Origin of the sequence: Peribacillus sp. Bi96 (genome assembly GCF_918698115.1) — a bacterium.
Taxonomy (GTDB): Bacteria; Bacillota; Bacilli; order Bacillales; family DSM-1321; genus Peribacillus.
Window position 1 is genome coordinate 317,997 of record NZ_CAKKLV010000001.1, and the last position, 18,269, is coordinate 336,265.

Sequence of the window (18,269 nt, forward strand, 5' to 3'; positions counted from 1 at the left end):
TAAAATAAAATTGAAACCGGAATCACCGTTTTGTATAATAAGTAAGTTGAGGGGTGAATTCATGTTAAAGCCAAAAACCCGGTGGAACTTACGAACTGCCGATGAAAACAAAGTTGCTGTACTAGCTGAAGAGCTTCATATCACACCTTTGGTTGCAGCCCTACTTGTGAATCGAGGCCTGGATACGATTGAAAGTGCCCGATCATTTTTATTTGTAAAAAATCAAACTTTCCATGATCCATTTTTATTGAAAGATATGGATAAAGCAGTATATAGAATAAGAGAAGCCATTCAAAATGGAGAAAAAATAAGGATCTTCGGTGATTATGACGCGGATGGCGTGACATCGACGACTGTGATGATGACGGCGCTCATGAGATTAGGGGCCGATGTGGATTTTTATATCCCAAATCGCTTTACAGAGGGATATGGCCCGAATCCGATGGCGTTCCGACTTGCAGCTGAGCAAGGAGTGAAGGTATTAATAACGGTTGATACAGGAATTTCGGCGGTCGAAGAAGCGAAACTTGCCGGAGAGCTTGGCATGGATTATATTTTGACCGACCACCATGAGCCGGGACCGGAACTGCCCGAGGCACTGGCAATCATCCATCCTAAACTTGAGGATAGTTCCTACCCATTTAAAGACCTTGCCGGTGTAGGGGTCGCTTTTAAGCTGGCACACGCATTGCTTGGGGAACTGCCAGAGGATTTGCTTGAAATAGCGGCAATCGGCACCATTGCGGATTTAGTGCCTTTAAAAGGGGAAAACCGCCTTATTGCTGCGAAAGGCATCGAGCAGTTACGTTTGACTCGCCGCCCGGGACTTGTTGCCTTAATGAAAGTGGCGAATGTTCAGCAGGAAGCATTGAATGAAGAATCGATCGGCTTTGCGATGGCACCGCGGATCAATGCTGTCGGACGCCTTGGAGATGCCGATCCAGCTGTCGATTTATTGATGTCCGCCAGCCTGGAAGAAGCGATGGAACTCTCCAATGAAATTAATGATATCAATAAAGAGCGGCAGGAAATGGTTGCAGCAATGGCAGCGGAAGCGATTGCTGAAGTCGAGGAAAACTTCCCGCCGGAGTCAAATGGTGTCCTCATCATCGGGAGGGAAGGCTGGAACGCAGGAGTTGTGGGGATTGTGGCATCTAAACTTGTTGAACGCTTTTACCGGCCCACAATCGTATTGAGCTTTGACCGGGAAAAAGGGTACGCTAAAGGTTCTGCACGGAGCATTGCCGGTTTCGATCTTTTCGAAAGTCTTTCCACATGCCGTGAATTACTGCCGCATTTTGGCGGACATCCAATGGCTGCTGGAATGACATTGAAAATTGAAGATGTTCAGGAGCTTAGGGATCGCATGAACTTGATTGCGAAGGAGCAACTTAGCGAAGAAGACTTCACACCCATTACCAATTTGGACGGGTCTACGACTTTAGCTGAAGTTTCCGTTCAAACGATTCAGGAGATGAGCTTGCTGGCGCCTTTTGGGGTGACGAATCCCAAACCGAAGATTTTGATAGATTCGGTACAACTTTCAAGTGTCCGCAAAATTGGTGCCAACCAAAATCACTTGAAGGTCCAGCTTGAAGATAGTGAAAATCATAAACTTGACGGTGTGGGCTTCGGTCTCGGTCATTTTGTCGATGAAATTGCTCCGCACGCTGAAGTCTCGGTGATCGGAGAGCTTTCCATCAATGAGTGGAATAATATGAAAAAACCTCAGATCTTTGTCCAGGATGTCGCGGTAAACCATTGGCAGTTATTCGATTACCGCGGGAAAGGTCAAACGGAGAAGTGGCTTGCCGACATTCCTGCACAAAACCGGAAAATCGTCATTTTCTCGGAAGGTATGTATAGCAGATATCCATTTTTACAAAACCATCCAGATCTCATTCATATCAAGAATGAACTGGATGCAGAACAGCTCGACTGCTTTGAAGGTCATTTGGTATTAATGGACATGCCACCGTCCAGGGAATATTTGAAACGGGTGATTGCCAATAAGAACCCTTCGCGTATCTACGCTCATCTATCCCATGAACAGGACCATTTCCTAAGTACGATGCCAACAAGGGATCATTTTAAATGGTTTTATGCCTTCCTTACGAAAAAGGGTCCTCTAGATGTGAAAAGATATGGTGATGACCTTACTAAATACCGCGGCTGGTCAAGAGATACAGTGGATTTCATTTCAAAGGTGTTTTTTGAGCTTGATTTTGTTACAATAGAGAATGGGTTAATTATGCTCACAACCAATGCGAAAAAACGCGATCTTAGTGAATCTGAATCGTATACAAGAAAGAAAGAGCAATTTGAGCTTGAACAAGAGCTTGTTTATTCTTCCTATCAGCAATTATTCGATTGGTTCAATCATTATTTAGTTCATGAGGCAACAGACCTTGAGGAGGAAACAAAGCAATGGATTTAAAGCAATATGTAACAATTGTGCAAGACTGGCCAAAACCGGGTATTGTCTTCAAAGATATTACAACATTAATGGATAACGGTGCAGCTTATAAATACGCAACAGACCAAATCGTCGAGTACGCTCGTGATAAAAATATCGACTTGGTGGTTGGGCCTGAAGCACGCGGATTCATTATCGGATGTCCAGTCGCATACTCATTGGAAGTGGGCTTTGCTCCAGTGAGAAAAGAAGGAAAACTTCCACGTGAAACGATAAAAGTCGAATATGGATTAGAATATGGCAAGGATGTATTGACCATCCATAAAGATGCCATCAAACCGGGACAGCGTATCCTGATTACGGACGATTTACTTGCTACCGGGGGAACAATCGAAGCGACGATCAAATTGGTTGAAGAGCTTGGCGGAATAGTAGCAGGGATTGCATTCCTTATTGAATTAACTGACTTGGATGGTAAAGATAAATTAGAAGGCTATGATGTATTGACATTAATGAGCTTTTAATAAAGAGAGCACTCTGACCAGGGTGCTCTTTCTGTTTTACCCGATTTCACTGTATTTTGTCGAATTTCCAGTGAAAAAAAGCAGTAATCTTCATAAAATACACGTTTAACTCTTTACAACCTCCTCTTTTTTTTCGATAATAGTAATAATAAAGAGTTTTTCTGCTAATAAGTTTATTTGCACTTGTATCCGTTTAAGCGGATTTATTTTTTTTCGCAAAAATTGTCACGTTTTGCTGAATTAAGGGTAGTGCTACCAATCATACTCAATCCGGATCATATCCGGTGGCAGTTAAAGTGGGGTTAAGGTGATTAAATGGCTAATGATCAAATATTGACTGCCGAACAGGTTGTAGAACGGGCCAGCTTATATCTTCAGCCGGAAGAGGCTGAATTTATTCATAGAGCGTTTAAGTATGCACAGTATGCTCATAGAGAACAATACCGTAAATCGGGAGAGCCTTATATTATTCATCCGATTCAAGTGGCGGGCATTCTAGCGGATCTTGAAATGGATCCTGCAACTATTGCAGCAGGTTTTTTACATGATGTTGTTGAAGACACGGAGGTCACCCTGAAGGATATTGAAGAAAATTTCAGTCCTGAAGTCGCCATGCTCGTAGATGGCGTAACCAAATTAGGGAAAATCAAGTATAAATCACAGCAAGAGCAACAGGCGGAAAACCATAGGAAAATGTTCGTGGCGATGGCCCAGGATATCCGGGTCATATTGATCAAGCTTGCCGACAGACTGCACAATATGCGGACATTAAAGCATCTGCCTCAGGAAAAGCAGAGAAGGATATCGAACGAGACATTGGAAATCTTCGCACCGCTTGCTCATCGTCTTGGTATCAGTACGATTAAATGGGAACTTGAAGATACTGCATTAAGGTATTTGAACCCTCAGCAGTATTACCGAATCGTCAATTTGATGAAGAAAAAGCGTGCAGAACGTGAAAAATATTTAGAAGAAGTCGTTGATGAAGTGCGTAAAAACGTAGAGGAAGTCAACATTAAGGCTGATCTATCCGGAAGACCGAAACATATTTACAGCATTTATCGCAAAATGGCATTGCAGAATAAGCAGTTCAGCGAAATTTATGATTTGCTTGCGGTCCGTATCGTTGTCAATAGCATAAAAGATTGCTATGCCGTTTTAGGAATCATCCATACATGCTGGAAGCCGATGCCTGGCCGATTTAAAGACTATATCGCAATGCCGAAGACGAATATGTATCAATCGCTTCATACGACGGTGATTGGACCGAAGGGCGATCCGCTTGAAGTGCAGATCCGTACTTCAGAAATGCATCGCATTGCCGAGTTCGGGGTTGCTGCGCACTGGGCTTATAAAGAAGGAAAAGATGTTGGTGAACAGCCTTCATTAGAAGAAAAATTGACTTGGTTCCGCGAAATTCTGGAATTCCAGGATGACGCGACGAATGCCGAGGAATTCATGGAATCCCTTAAAATAGATCTTTTTTCGGATATGGTCTTCATTTTCACGCCAAAAGGCGATGTGATCGAGCTGCCATCAGGATCCAATCCGATTGACTTCGCTTACCGGATTCACTCGGAAATCGGAAACAAAACGATCGGTGCCAAAGTGAACGGTAAAATGGTGCCGCTGGATTATAAACTGAAGACTGGTGACATCATTGAAATTTTAACATCGAAGCATTCATATGGTCCAAGTCAGGACTGGCTTAAACTCACACAAACATCTCAAGCGAAAAATAAGATCCGTCAATATTTCAAAAAGCAGCGTCGAGAAGAAAACATCGAAAAAGGCAAAGAACTTGTTGAGAAAGAAATCAAGGAAATGGAATTCGATCTGAAGGAAATCCTGACTGCCGAAAATATCAGGCGTGTTGCAGATAAATTCAACTTCATCAATGAAGAAGATATGTATGCAGCGGTGGGATATAATGGAATAACAGCCCTTCAGGTTGCGAACCGCCTTACCGAGAAATGGCGTAAGCAGAAAGCGGTCGAGCAAGAGGCTGATATTTCAGAAGCAGTGGCCGATCTGAAGACCTTCTCCAACTCCTCTAAAAAACGCGACTCAGGTGTACAGGTCCCTGGTATTGATAATCTGCTTATCCGATTATCGCGCTGTTGTAACCCAGTTCCCGGAGATGAAATCGTTGGTTATATAACCAAAGGCCGGGGAGTATCGGTCCATAGACAAGACTGCCCGAACCTGGATAGCGGGGATTCCGAACATCGCCTTGTTCCTGTTGAATGGGAAAGTACCATTAATGAACGCAAGGAATACATCGTTGAAATTGAAATCAGCGGGTATGACCGTCGCGGTTTATTAAACGAAGTGCTGCAAGCAGTCAATGAAACGAAGACCAATATTTCAGCGGTATCAGGTAAATCTGACAGGAATAAAGTGGCGACAATTCACATGTCGATTTATATTCATAACATTGCACATTTACAAAAGGTAGTCGACCGTATAAAACAAATTTCAGATGTTTATTCCGTCAGAAGGATTATGAACTAAGGAGTTTTTATTACCATGCGTGTTGTTTTACAACGTTCCAAAGCAGCCAAAGTCGTTGTGGCAGACCAAATAATCGGGCAAATCGAAAGTGGACTTGTTCTTTTGGTTGGTGTCACCCATGGGGATACCATCGATGATGCCGCCTATTTGGCCGAAAAGATTGTCAATCTTAGAATATTTGAAGATGAAAATGAAAAGATGAATCACTCACTATTGGATGTAGGTGGTTCGATTTTATCCGTTTCACAATTCACTCTATACGGAGATTGCCGTAAAGGCCGTCGACCGAACTTCATGGACGCCGCCCGTCCTGAAGAGGCCAATGATATTTATGAAGCATTTAACGAGGAACTCCGCAAAAAAGGCGTCCATACGGAAACAGGTCAATTTGGTGCCATGATGGACGTTCAGCTTACGAATGATGGACCCGTTACTTTAATACTGGAAAGTAAAAAATAACCTGCTGCGGCAGGTTTTTTGTTTGGGCAAAAATCAGTGTCAACTACTTAAAAGCCAGCTTCGAAGGAAGCTGGCTCGTCTTTATTTAAAATACCGTGCCAATCCATTATAGATGGCGGAAGTGATTTTTTCTTGATACTCATTCGTTGTTAACGTCAATTCTTCCACTGGATTACTTAAATAACCTAGTTCAATAAGTGTAGCCACCCGTTTATTTTCACGGATAACATGAAAATTTCCGTAACGGGACCCGCGGTTGGGCACCTGCATGGTTGAACCGAGTGAATTCGCCAGTGTAGAGGCCAAACCCTGTTGATAGCCATGATAGTAGTAGGTTGTTATCCCGCTGGTAATCTGGTCCTTGGTGCTATCGTAATGGAGGCTGATGAAAGCATCCGCATTATGGATATGTGAGGTGCCGACCCGGGAAGGAAGTGGAACATATGTATTCCCGCTTCTGGTCAGGATCACCTTTGCTCCTGCCGCCTGAAGCTTGTCCCGCAGCAACTCAGCCGTTCGGATCGTCAGGTTTTTCTCAAGAGTGCCACCGACCCCTACTGTACCACTATCCCTGCCTCCATGGCCGGGATCGATCACGATGATTTTATCCGCTAAATATTTTTCAACGCCCGGTCGTTGGATCTGCTCGGCATTCCCTTCTATCGTCACGATCCATCCGGCAACATAAGCGGTTTTCCCGCTCTTTAGTTTAATGGAATACCAGTCGCCATCCATACCTATGGCTTGGAACGTTTCACCTGCATTTGCCTGCTCTACGATCTCCGAGTTGCCATCGGGCTCACTTCTAAATATCGTACCATCATGAATGATGGTAATCTTGTGTCCTTTTACATCCATCTTCTTTTTCTTTGGCGTTCGTTCAACATTCTCCTTTTCTAAGTACCAACTCACGACCCAGCCCTTTTTTGAACCGGAAAGCTGGATCTGCGTCATTTTTCCTTTTGTCTGCAAGACAGTGTATGTCTCGTCCTTATTCACCGAACCGATGACCTTACTGTTTAGCGAGGCATCCTTCCGCACATGTAAACCTGTTGCAGTCACTCTTGCAGTGGCATCAGACTTATTCACTTTCGGTTGATTTTTATCATCGCTTACTTGTATGTAAGTTTCAGCTACCCAACCATGGGTACCTTGGAAATCAATTTCAGCCCATTCATTTTCAATGCGATAAACGGTCACTGACGTATTTTTATTCAGCTTTCCGAGGGAGGCACTGCTTCTTGAAGGTTCCGAACGAACATTGAGCCTGTCCACCAAGGTGATTCCGGTTTTTACGGATTGATTTGCTTCGTCTTTTTTCTTGGATGAATCTTTTTTCACTGCTTTCTCGGTAGCTGCAGGAAGATTAAGGTAGTCAGAAGAGACCCAACCACGAATTTCAGTTGTTTTAATCTCTATCCAATTTTCATTCTTGTCAATAATGTCAACAGCTGTTCCTTGCGTTAAGGAGCCCACTGTTTGAAATGTAGTGCCCGGACCTGTACGGACACGGACGGAGCTGCCGGTGATAACTCCCTGGCCGGATTCCTTCTTGACCTGTTTTGTATCGGATTTTTTCTCAACAAGCCAATTGGCAACCCATCCGGTTTTACCTGAAGCTATCTGTATTTCGATCCAATCGCCATCTTCTTTTAGAATAGGATACGATTCCCCTTTTGCCAGTTTTTTTACGATAGGGAAGCTGAGTCCAGCGCCTTCACGGACATTGACCACTTTTGTCTTCACGATTATTTCCCCTTCATCTTTTCCAAATGCGTGATTGACCGGGAAAATAGCTGCCATTATCAGCAATAGGATCAGGCCGAATAGACCCGATTTCTTTTTCATAAGTTGTCTCTCCCTTTTTATGTCTATATGTATGTATTCTCGTTCAATAAAAATTTCCCTCTTATCCCTATGTAAAAAACATTTTTTTAGGAAAGAATAAAGCTAATAGAACTATAGGAGGGAAACCACATGAAATTCAGCGAAAAAAATCAAACGAGCTTAAGCGGAGGCAATCAAGTATTAGGTGTCGATTTTCACGATTTTATCCAGAAGGAACAAAGTGCAAATCTTGTTGAATTGGCATCCGAATTCGGAGTCAATGTCCGGACGATCAAAAACATGAAAAAACATCTGAACCAATAAAATGCGATAAAATCCTAAAGCCTATCTTGACATTTGAAGTTAACGTCCGTATGATTATAAAATATCAGACTTATTACTGCAATAACCAATGATGGAGAAGAGTAATTAAGAACCACATGAAAAGAGAGGAAATGCCGGGGCTGAAAGCATTCCACATGATGACTTAATGAAAGAACCCTCCGTAGGCTTCACTCCGAACGGATTTTCTTAATAGGAGATGGACGTAAAACAGGCGTTAACTGTTTTTGAGCGGGGGCACAAATTTTTGTGCTTCAACTAGGGTGGCACCACGGGATATCCAACTCTCGTCCCTTGTAACGGATTAGTTACAAGGGGCGGGAGTTTTTTGTTTGAAAAAAATCAGTATAGCGCCGTTTCAAAAAAGGCGCCTTGCTTTAAAGGGGGAAACATATATGTCCATTCAGATTCCTAGAGGTACACAAGATTTATTGCCTGGCCAGACGGAAATTTGGCAGTATATCGAAAAGACAGCGCGTGATATTTGTCACCGTTATCAATATAAAGAAATCCGCACACCGATTTTTGAGCACACGGAATTATTTTTACGTGGTGTAGGAGATACAACCGATATCGTACAAAAAGAAATGTATTCATTCCAAGACCGCGGTGAACGGAATTTGACCCTTCGTCCCGAAGGCACTGCATCAGTGGTACGGTCATATATCGAGAACAAGATGTTTGGATGGGCTAATCAACCGGTCAAACTTTATTATATCGGGCCGATGTTCCGCTACGAACGTCCGCAGGCAGGCCGCTTCCGCCAATTCGTTCAATTCGGCATCGAAGCTTTAGGAAGTAAAGATCCTGGAATAGATGCGGAGGTTTTATCACTTGCAATGAACCTTTACAAAGAACTTGGGTTGAAAAAGCTGAAACTTGTGATCAACAGCCTTGGTGATAAGGAAAGCCGGACAGCGCATCGGAATGCATTGATCAAACATTTTGAACCTCGTATTGGCGAGTTTTGCAGCGATTGCCAAAATCGTCTTGAAAAAAATCCACTGAGGATCCTCGATTGTAAAAAAGATCACGATCACGAATTGATGAACACGGCGCCATCCATCATTGAATATCTAAATGATGACTCCCGTATTTATTTCGAAAAGGTGAAACAGCACTTGACGGATTTGGAGATTGAATTTGTAGAAGACCCAACCCTTGTGCGGGGATTGGATTACTATAATCATACCGCCTTTGAAATCATGAGTGATGCGGAAGGCTTCGGGGCCATTACAACACTTTGCGGAGGCGGCCGATATAATGGGCTGGCTGAAGAACTTGGCGGACCAGAGACACCTGGAATTGGCTTTGCGCTAAGCATTGAACGCCTGATTGCAGCACTACAAGCGGAAAACATCGAGCTTCCAATCAAAAAGGGAATTGACTGCTACCTTGTTTCGTTAGGTGAAAATGCCAAGGATTATACAGTCAAAATCGCCCATCAATTGCGGAATGCCGGTTTTACTGTCGAAAAAGACTATCAAGACCGTAAAGTGAAAGCTCAATTCAAATCGGCCGACCGCCTGGAAGCAAGATATGTGGCGACACTCGGAGATGATGAATTGGAAAATAATAAAATCAATGTGAAGTTCATGGAAACCGGTGAACAAGTCCAGATGGATCTTGATACATTCGTTGAACAATTCAAAAAGCTACAGGCTTAAGGGGGAAATACCATGTTTGGCAGAACATACTTCAATGGGGAAGTAACAGAAGCAGCTATTGGTGAAAAAGTAACATTAAAAGGTTGGGTACAAAAACGTCGGGATTTGGGCGGGGTCATCTTTATCGACCTACGTGATAGAAGCGGAGTCGTACAAGTCGTTTTCAATCCGGATATTTCAGCAGAAGCATTGGCCACTGCCGAGAAGATCCGTAATGAATATGTCCTTGATATCCAAGGGACAGTCATCAAACGTGATGAAGCCAACTTCAACCCGAATGTAACAACAGGGACCGTCGAAGTTCAAGCCGAAAACGTTACAATTTTAAACGAAGCAAAAACTCCTCCTTTCATCATTGATGAAAGAACGGATGTTTCAGAAGATATCCGCCTGAAATACCGTTACTTGGACTTGCGTCGTCCGGCAATGTTCGAAACGTTGAAAATGCGTAACCAAACAACCAAAGCGATCCGTGACTACTTGGACGGAGAAGGCTTCCTTGATATTGAAACACCGATCTTAACGAAAAGCACACCTGAAGGAGCACGTGATTATTTAGTGCCTAGCCGTGTACATGAAGGGGAATTCTATGCACTTCCACAGTCACCGCAAATCTTCAAGCAGCTATTGATGGTATCCGGTTTTGAACGTTATTATCAAATTGCCCGCTGTTTCCGTGATGAAGATTTACGTGCTGACAGACAGCCTGAATTCACACAAATCGATATTGAAACAAGCTTCATGAGCCAAGAAGATATCATTCAAACGGCCGAAAACATGATGGCTAAAGTGATGAAAGATGTTAAAGGACTGGACGTAACACTGCCATTCCCTAGAATGACATACTTTGAAGCAATGAGCCGTTATGGTTCCGACAAACCCGATACACGTTTCGGAATGGAACTTAAAGATGTTTCGGAAATCGTCAAAGACAGTGATTTCAAAGTGTTCACTGGCGCCGTTGCAAATGGCGGACAAGTTAAAGCGATTGTCGTTAAGGGCGGAAATGCGGATTATTCCCGTAAAGATATTGATGGATTGGCTGAATTTGCAGCGATTTACGGTGCAAAAGGTCTTGCATGGTTGAAAGTGGAAGAAGACGGTGTAAAAGGTCCAATCGCTAAATTCTTCGCTGAAGATCAACAGCAATTAGTATCTGTATTAGAAGCAGAAGTGGGCGATCTAATCTTATTCGTAGCGGATAAGAAAGGCATAGTTGCTGATGCACTTGGAGCACTCCGCATCAAGCTTGGTAAAGAAAGAGGCTTGATCGATCAAAGCAAATTCAACTTCCTATGGGTAACGGACTGGCCATTACTTGAATATGACGAAGAAGAAGGACGCTATTATGCCGCACACCATCCATTCACAATGCCATTCCGTGAAGACCTGGACAAACTGGAATCAGATCCAGCAAGTGTCCGTGCACAAGCGTATGACCTTGTCTTGAATGGCTACGAACTTGGCGGTGGATCACTGCGTATTTTCGAACGCAACGTACAGGAAAAAATGTTCAAAGTACTTGGATTCACAGAAGAAGAAGCAAACGCACAATTCGGCTTCTTAATGGATGCATTCGAATACGGAACACCTCCACACGGTGGAATTGCCCTTGGACTGGACCGTATGGTCATGCTGCTTGCAGGCCGCACGAACCTTCGCGACACCATCGCGTTCCCGAAAACAGCAAGCGCAAGCGACCTGCTGGTTAACGCACCGAGTACTGTAAGTGACAAGCAATTGGCCGAACTTAGCCTAAGACTTGCTGCACTAAAAAAATAATAGAACTGGGAAAAATATGAAAAAATACCTAGGTGCTTTCTCTTGAAACGGAGTAAAGCATTATGATATGATGTTTCCAATAAGTAAGAGTCCTGATGTGTTCGTTCTTTAACCTATAAGTTTTGACCGAACACTTATAGTTACCGGGAGCACTAGTTTCCTGGCCGCGTAAATGCCTCCCTCGAAGAGGACTTACAAACGCGAGGAACCGAGCACCCACCTGCGGAGAGCGGGTTCAAAACAAAGGCGTAAACGGCACAATTGGGACTCTTACACCTTACAAAGCAACTCATGTTAATAAACATGGGTTTTTTTGTGCGTAAAAATAAGTGAAGAATGGGAATTCACGAGTAAATGGCGGGAATTCACGAGTAAACAGGGTAAATTCACGAGTAAATAGCCTAAACTCACGAGTAAATAGCTCAAACTCACGAGTAAATAGCGCGAACTCACGAGTAAATAGCTCAAACTCACGAGTAAAGCACGCAAACTCACGAGTAAATAGCCCAAACTCACGAGTAAAGAACAAAATCCCAAGTAGAAAGCCAAATTCACGAGAAAACAGGGTAAATTCACGAGTAAATAGCTCAAACTCACGAGTAAGGTGCGCAAACTCACGAGTAAAGAACAAAATCCCAAGTAGAAAGCCAAATTCACGAGTAAACAGGGTGAATTTACGAGTAAATAGCGCGAACTCATGAGTAAAGAACAAAATTCCAAGTAGAAAGCCAAATTCACGAGTAAATAGGGTAAATTCACGAGTAAAGCACGCAAACTCACGAGTAAATGGCGCAAATTCACGAGTAAAGCACGCAAACTCACGAGTAAAGCACGCAAACTCACGAGTAAATAGCGCGAACTCACGAGTAAAGAACAAAATCCCAAGTAGAAAGCCAAATTCACGAGAAAACAGGGTAAATTCACGAGTAAATAGCTCAAACTCACGAGTAAAGAACAAAATTCCAAGTAGAAAGCCAAATTCACGAGAAAACAGGGTAAATTCACGAGTAAATGGCTCAAACTCACGAGTAAAGCACGCAAACTCACGAGTAAAGCACGCGAACTCACGAGTAAATAGCGCGAACTCACGAGTAAATAGCGCAAACTCACAAGAATAACAGAGCAAACTCGGAGTAAAATGCAGATTTTCAGTTCCCCAGCAGGAAAAGAGAGCATGAACAAAGAACCAAAAGGAGAAGGAGTGATGATTGAATGCAAAAACTGTGTGAAAAGCCTTTGAAACTACTTAAACTAGAGGCATTAAGCAGGAGGTTAACAACAGACCATCCTAAACAGGAAAAGATAAGGAACGATTTGAGGAAAGTTCGTACAGGTTTTAACGGGGAACGGAGTATTGGAAATGAGTTAAATGATCTTCCAAAAGAATATCAAGTATTACATGATTTGAGGTTGTGCCACGATGGGAGCCGTTTTTTTCAAATGGATTTCCTTTTAGTATCCCGGAAGTACTGCATCATCATTGAAGTGAAAAACTTTGCGGGACTGCTCTATTTTGATCGTACCTATCCTCAATTGATTCGGACAAAAGATGGTCAGGAACAAGCTTATCTGGATCCACTTATCCAGGTCGACGTGCAAAAATCCCGCCTAAAGAATTGGCTCACTTTTCATAAATTTCCTTTGCTGCCGATTGAAACACTCATTGCCAATGCAAACTCGAATACCATCGTTAGGACTACCCCTGGTTTCGCTCCCATTTTCAAGAAAATCACCGGAAAGGAAACGCTAATCTCCAAAATTCAAGCCCTAGAAGAAAAGTATCCTTCTGAGCAATTAACTCAAAGGCAGCGCAATAAACTTTCCAACACAATCCTCCAAAAAAACATTCCACATAATCCGGATATACTTCAGTGGTACCAATTCGATGAAACAGATTTGCTTAAAAGCGTTCAATGCCCGGAATGTGCAGCTTTCCAAATGCAATACCACTGGGGCAAATGGTCATGCTGTCAATGTACTTGCGCATCCAAAAATGCCCACATTCAATCTCTTCGTGATTATGCTCTCCTCATAAATCCAAGGATTACGAATAAACAAGCACGGCTTTTTTTACAAATTGATTCAATCGATATCATGCAACGAATGTTATCTGCCTTGGAACTGCCTTATTTGGGGCAATTTAAAAATAGAGTTTATAGTCTTGATGGATTAATTCACGAGTAAATCACCCAAATTCACGAGTAAATCACCCAAATTCACGAGTAAAGCACCCAAACCCACTGATAAACCACCCAAACTCACGGGTAAACCTCATTGAACGTTCGATTATGATTTAAATATCCCCATTTAAGTAACATTCCACAATCTAGAATCGTAAATTAAAGTAAGGTTGAAAATAAATCAGCCAAGGATGGAAAGTAGTGAGGGCTTTGAAGGATTTATTGTATGCAAAGAGGAAAGAGATGCTTCAATTGGTGGAGCAGCTAGTGAATATAGATAGTGGTTCTCGTACAAAAAAGGGTATTGATGAAATTGGTTCGATTTTAAAAGCGAAATTTGAAAGTCTTGATTTTATCGTGAACGTCGTTGAGCAAAAGCATTATGGAAACCAGCTGGTCATTCAGCATCGTGACGCAAATCAACCGCATATTCTTGTAGTCGCACATATGGATACGGTATTTCCGGAGGGGACAGCGCAAAAACGTCCTTTTAAAGTAAAAGGGAATCGGGCATTCGGACCTGGTGTAGCAGATATGAAGGCTAGCTTGGTTGAACTTTTTTATGCGATCCTTTGCTTGAAACAGACGGGGCAGACAGGCTATAAGCATATCCAGATCATTCTCAATAGTGATGAAGAAATCGGGTCTCCGTCGTCCGCTTCACTCATCTCGGAAAAAGCGGTCAATAAAAAGTTTGCGTTAATTCTTGAACCGGCAAGGACGGATGGTTCACTAGTCACGGCAAGAAGGGGCTGCGGTCAATTTAAAGTGGATATTGTTGGGGTGGCCGCCCACTCGGGGATCGAACCGGAAAAGGGCCGAAGTGCCGTTGAAGAATTGGCTCATAAGATCATCGCTTTACATCGTTTGAATGATAAAAAGGAAGGAATTAGCGTTAATGTCGGCATGATTGAAGGTGGTTCCGCAGTCAATATGATCGCTTCCCATGCGGCTGCCTTTGTGGATGTGCGGATTTCTGAAAAAAAGCAGGAAGATATCATTCTCAAACAAATGAAAAAAATCTGTGCCGAAACGTATATTCCAGGAACGAAAACGACATTAAGCGGGAAAATGGACCGGTCTCCCATGGAAAAGACTGAGAAAACGATCCTGCTTTTAGAGACGATCCGTCAAGCGGGGAAGGAAGTCGGAATCCCTATCACGGATACGGCCACGGGTGGAGGTTCGGATGCCTCCATTACCTCTGAATTGGGAATAGCGACGGTAGATGGACTCGGACCCATTGGAGGGAATGCACATGGTGAAGGTGAGTATTTGGAAATTCCAAGCCTGACGGAACGGACACTTCTATTGGCGACTGTCCTTCAAAAATTATCAAAAATGACCTAGTATACTAATTCCGATTAGACTGCTCATATTTCGCTTGTCATAAATGATGTTTATGATATATTGTTAATTGGGAAGCTAAATAAGAACAGAATTTATTGGAGTTGAATATATATGCTACATCAGTTTTCACGAAATGAATTAGCAATTGGCAAGGAAGGCATCGATATATTGAAAAACACCACCGTCGCTGTCCTAGGGGTAGGCGGCGTGGGTTCTTTTTCCGCTGAAGCTTTGGCACGTACAGGTGTCGGCCGCATTATTCTTGTCGATAAAGACGATGTTGACATCACAAATGTAAACAGACAGATTCATGCTCTTTTATCAACAGTCGGTCAACCGAAGGCGGAATTGATGAAAAATCGAATTCAAGACATCAACCCCGATTGCGAAGTGATCTCTCTTAAAATGTTCTATACAGAAGAAACGTTTGAAGAATTCTTCAGTTATGGCCTGGACTATGTCATAGATGCATCCGATACGGTGATTTATAAGATGCATGTGATGAAGGAATGCTTGAAACGGAATATCAAGGTGATTTCAAGCATGGGGGCAGCTAATAAAATGGACCCAACCCGTTTTCAAATTGCCGATATCTCCAAAACGCACACAGATCCGCTAGCTAAGGTCATTCGTACTAGATTACGAAAAGAGGGCATCACAAAGGGAATTCCGGTTGTCTTCTCCGACGAAAGCCCGATTGTCATTCGTGAGGATGTCCGAAAGGAAGTCGGTAATGACGAGGCGAAAATCCGTAAAGCCCAAATGCCGCCATCTTCGAATGCCTTCGTCCCATCTGTAGCTGGCTTAATTGCAGCGAGCTGGGTGATCAATGATATTTTAAAAGACATTGAAGTTCGCCGTGTAAACGATTGATTTACTGCTGACTGACTCTATACAGGGTCAGTTTTTTTGTTTGAAAATAGTAGATATTCCCTCATATTAACTTTTTTATCCATATCATATAGACGGGGTCGAAAGAATGAGATAAACTATTTTCAGAATATTATTTTTATTTTGATATTCTGAATATTAAAAGAAGCATACAAAACAAGGGGGTTTCAAATGAAGAAGAAAAAGCTAGCAGGAGTGTTTCTATCACTTTCATTGGTTGCTGGGGCACTGGCAGGTTGTAATGGAGATTCGAAAACTAGCAGTTCAGGTGGGGGTTCATCCGATTCGGGTGACACAATTAAAATTGGGGCCAACCTTGAATTGTCTGGAGGTACGGCATCATTCGGCCAATCGGCTGCCGATGGTTTGAAACTGGCCATCGATGAAATTAATAAAGAAGGTATCAATGGTAAAAAATTAGAAATCGTTAAGGTTGATAATAAATCAGATGCAGCAGAAGCTACCAGCGGTTCGATTAAGTTAGTCAGTCAGGACAAGGTTGTGGCTGTAGTCGGATCAGCTACAAGCACAAACACATTGGCACAGGTCCAGGTGGCGCAGGATAATAAAGTTCCTCTACTCACACCAACTGCAACAAATCCCGATATCACCAATAAAGCCGGAAAATTAAATGATTATGTGTTCAGAACATGCTTTATCGATCCATTCCAAGGAACGGTGGCCGCTAATTTCGCATCTGACGAAATAGGGGCGAAGACGGCTGCAATCTATGTGGATAGCGCAAGTGACTATTCTAAAGGATTGGCCGCTGCGTTTAAAGAAGCGTTTACTGCCAAGGGCGGTAAAATCGTCGCAGAAGAAGCATATGTTACAAAAGATACTGATTTCCGCTCTACATTGACACGCATCAAATCCGCAAAACCAGAATTCGTTTTCCTTCCTGGCTACTATGAAGAAGTCGGATTGATCTTAAAACAGGCGCGTGAAGACGGCATAGATCTTCCATTCATGGGTGGAGACGGCTGGGATTCCCCGAAAGTCGTTGAAATTGCCGGAGCGGAAGCGCTAAAAAATACTTATATCACCAATCACTATTCACCAGAAGATGAAGATGCAAAAATCCAGGATTTCGTTGCTGCCTTCAAAAAGGAATATAATAAAACACCGGATGCTTTTGCCGCGCTTGGCTATGACACTGGGTACTACCTGGCTGATGCCATCAAAAGATCTGGGGATGCCTCTCCCGAAAAAATCAGACAAGCATTGGAAGAAGTCAAGGATCTTCAATTAGTTTCCGGAACGCTGAACCTTGATGAAAATCATGATCCTATCAAATCAGCCACCATCTTGGAATATGTAGATGGTAAACAAACATTCAAGACAAAAATCAATCCATAATACCTTATGTGGATAGGGGGGCATATTCCCCCTATTCTATATTCACTTAAAAAACACCTTATCGGGGAGAGTGCAATATGGAACTGATTCAGCAATTGGTAAATGGCATTTCACTCGGCAGCATCTATGCGTTGATCGCCCTTGGTTATACGATGGTATACGGGATCGTCAAGCTGATAAATTTCGCCCATGGCGACGTATTCATGGTTGGTTCATTTGTTGGATTTTACGCCATTACGGTAATGGACTTATCCTTCATCTCGGCTTTATTGATTTCGATGTTCACTTGTGCCATTTTTGGTGTGTTAATTGAAAGAATTGCTTATAAACCTCTTCGTAATGCAACACGGATTGCGGCCTTGATAACGGCCATCGGTGTTTCCCTTCTAATAGAAAATGGGCTGATTTACATCCGGGGCGCTCAGCCGGAAGCCTATCCAAACAATGTCCTTCCGATGGATAAACTCGATATTTTCGGAGTTTCCATCAGCAGTCAATCGATATTGATCTTATCTGTATCCATCATATTAATGATCATCCTACAATTTGTTGTCCATAAAACCAAAATCGGCAAAGCGATGCGTGCCGTTTCATTCGATTCCGAAGCGGCTAAGCTTATGGGAATCAATGTGAATAATACGATTTCAGCTACATTCGCCATCGGTTCGGCCCTGGCAGGAGCAGCCGGTGTCATTTTTGGAATCTACTATATAAAAATCGAGCCGCTAATGGGTGTTCTTCCAGGCCTTAAAGCATTTGTTGCAGCCGTGTTGGGCGGCATCGGCATTATTCCGGGAGCGATGGTCGGCGGACTGTTGCTTGGAGTCATCGAGGCTTTGGTCAGTGCAGCCGGTTACTCATTATGGCGTGATGGTGTGGCTTTTATCGTTCTTATCTTGATTTTGATTTTCTTGCCGCAGGGACTATTCGGTAAAAATAAAAGAGAAAAAGTATAAGG

General features: G+C 42.9%; 14 protein-coding genes, 1 other RNA gene and 1 other annotated feature. Of the genes, 13 read left to right on the plus strand and 2 right to left on the minus strand.

The genetic code is table 11. From position 1 onward, the window contains the following. The first annotated feature begins 61 nt into the window (after positions 1–61). The 4 genes from recJ (at position 62) to dtd (ending at position 5,913) form a co-directional block, all read left to right on the plus strand. On the plus strand, positions 62–2,437 hold the full coding sequence (recJ, locus tag LQ203_RS01550) for a single-stranded-DNA-specific exonuclease RecJ (protein WP_230155005.1): 2,376 nt from the start codon (positions 62–64) through the stop codon (positions 2,435–2,437). After that, positions 2,428–2,940 carry an adenine phosphoribosyltransferase gene (locus LQ203_RS01555; RefSeq protein WP_230155007.1) on the plus strand — a complete coding sequence of 171 codons (513 nt, stop codon included), beginning with the start codon at positions 2,428–2,430 and terminating at the stop codon, positions 2,938–2,940. The genes recJ and LQ203_RS01555 overlap by 10 nt, the downstream gene beginning before the upstream one ends. Before the next feature lie 315 nt (positions 2,941–3,255). Next, positions 3,256–5,454 (plus strand): bifunctional (p)ppGpp synthetase/guanosine-3',5'-bis(diphosphate) 3'-pyrophosphohydrolase, encoded by a 2,199-nt coding sequence (locus LQ203_RS01560; protein ID WP_230155008.1) that lies wholly within the window; start codon positions 3,256–3,258, stop codon positions 5,452–5,454. A gap of 15 nt (positions 5,455–5,469) precedes the next feature. Beyond that, positions 5,470–5,913, plus strand: coding sequence for a D-aminoacyl-tRNA deacylase (dtd, locus tag LQ203_RS01565; protein ID WP_230155012.1), 444 nt, complete (start codon positions 5,470–5,472; stop codon positions 5,911–5,913). An 81-nt stretch (positions 5,914–5,994) separates the two neighbouring features. Here the strand turns inward: dtd and LQ203_RS01570 are convergent, their stop codons facing one another. After that, positions 5,995–7,761, minus strand: coding sequence for an SH3 domain-containing protein (locus LQ203_RS01570; protein WP_230155014.1), 1,767 nt, complete (start codon positions 7,759–7,761; stop codon positions 5,995–5,997). Between the two features lie 129 nt (positions 7,762–7,890). Between LQ203_RS01570 and LQ203_RS01575 the strand changes: the two genes are divergently transcribed. The 4 genes from LQ203_RS01575 (at position 7,891) to ssrS (ending at position 11,803) form a co-directional block, all read left to right on the plus strand. Next, positions 7,891–8,064, plus strand: a complete 174-nt coding sequence (locus tag LQ203_RS01575; RefSeq protein ID WP_230155015.1) for a hypothetical protein — start codon at positions 7,891–7,893, stop codon at positions 8,062–8,064. A 79-nt stretch (positions 8,065–8,143) separates the two neighbouring features. Then, positions 8,144–8,380, plus strand: a binding site (T-box leader). 97 nt (positions 8,381–8,477) lie between these two features. Next, the gene (gene hisS, locus LQ203_RS01580; RefSeq protein WP_230155362.1) at positions 8,478–9,749 is read left to right on the plus strand and encodes a histidine--tRNA ligase; all 1,272 of its coding nucleotides are present in this window, start codon (positions 8,478–8,480) and stop codon (positions 9,747–9,749) included. A 12-nt stretch (positions 9,750–9,761) separates the two neighbouring features. After that, a complete protein-coding gene (gene aspS / locus LQ203_RS01585) occupies positions 9,762–11,531 on the plus strand; it encodes an aspartate--tRNA ligase (protein WP_230155016.1) in 1,770 nt (589 codons plus the stop codon). An 86-nt stretch (positions 11,532–11,617) separates the two neighbouring features. Continuing rightward, a non-coding RNA gene (gene ssrS / locus LQ203_RS01590) (6S RNA) lies at positions 11,618–11,803 on the plus strand. 17 nt (positions 11,804–11,820) lie between these two features. On the opposite strand, the gene LQ203_RS01595 is transcribed toward ssrS, so the two are convergent. Continuing rightward, the gene (locus tag LQ203_RS01595) at positions 11,821–12,657 is read right to left on the minus strand and encodes a hypothetical protein (RefSeq protein ID WP_230155019.1); all 837 of its coding nucleotides are present in this window, start codon (positions 12,655–12,657) and stop codon (positions 11,821–11,823) included. Positions 12,658–12,743: 86 nt separating this feature from the next. Between LQ203_RS01595 and LQ203_RS01600 the strand changes: the two genes are divergently transcribed. The 5 genes from LQ203_RS01600 (at position 12,744) to LQ203_RS01620 (ending at position 18,267) form a co-directional block, all read left to right on the plus strand. Then, entirely contained in the window at positions 12,744–13,715 is a 972-nt protein-coding gene (locus LQ203_RS01600) for a nuclease-related domain-containing protein (protein WP_230155020.1), read from the plus strand. Positions 13,716–13,912: 197 nt separating this feature from the next. After that, entirely contained in the window at positions 13,913–15,061 is a 1,149-nt protein-coding gene (locus LQ203_RS01605) for a M20 family metallopeptidase (protein WP_356713655.1), read from the plus strand. Between the two features lie 111 nt (positions 15,062–15,172). Then, a complete protein-coding gene (locus LQ203_RS01610; RefSeq protein WP_230155021.1) occupies positions 15,173–15,934 on the plus strand; it encodes a tRNA threonylcarbamoyladenosine dehydratase in 762 nt (253 codons plus the stop codon). 189 nt (positions 15,935–16,123) lie between these two features. Then, the gene (locus LQ203_RS01615; protein ID WP_230155022.1) at positions 16,124–17,311 is read left to right on the plus strand and encodes an ABC transporter substrate-binding protein; all 1,188 of its coding nucleotides are present in this window, start codon (positions 16,124–16,126) and stop codon (positions 17,309–17,311) included. Positions 17,312–17,388: 77 nt separating this feature from the next. After that, on the plus strand, positions 17,389–18,267 hold the full coding sequence (locus LQ203_RS01620) for a branched-chain amino acid ABC transporter permease (protein WP_230155024.1): 879 nt from the start codon (positions 17,389–17,391) through the stop codon (positions 18,265–18,267). Positions 18,268–18,269: the final 2 nt, after the last annotated feature.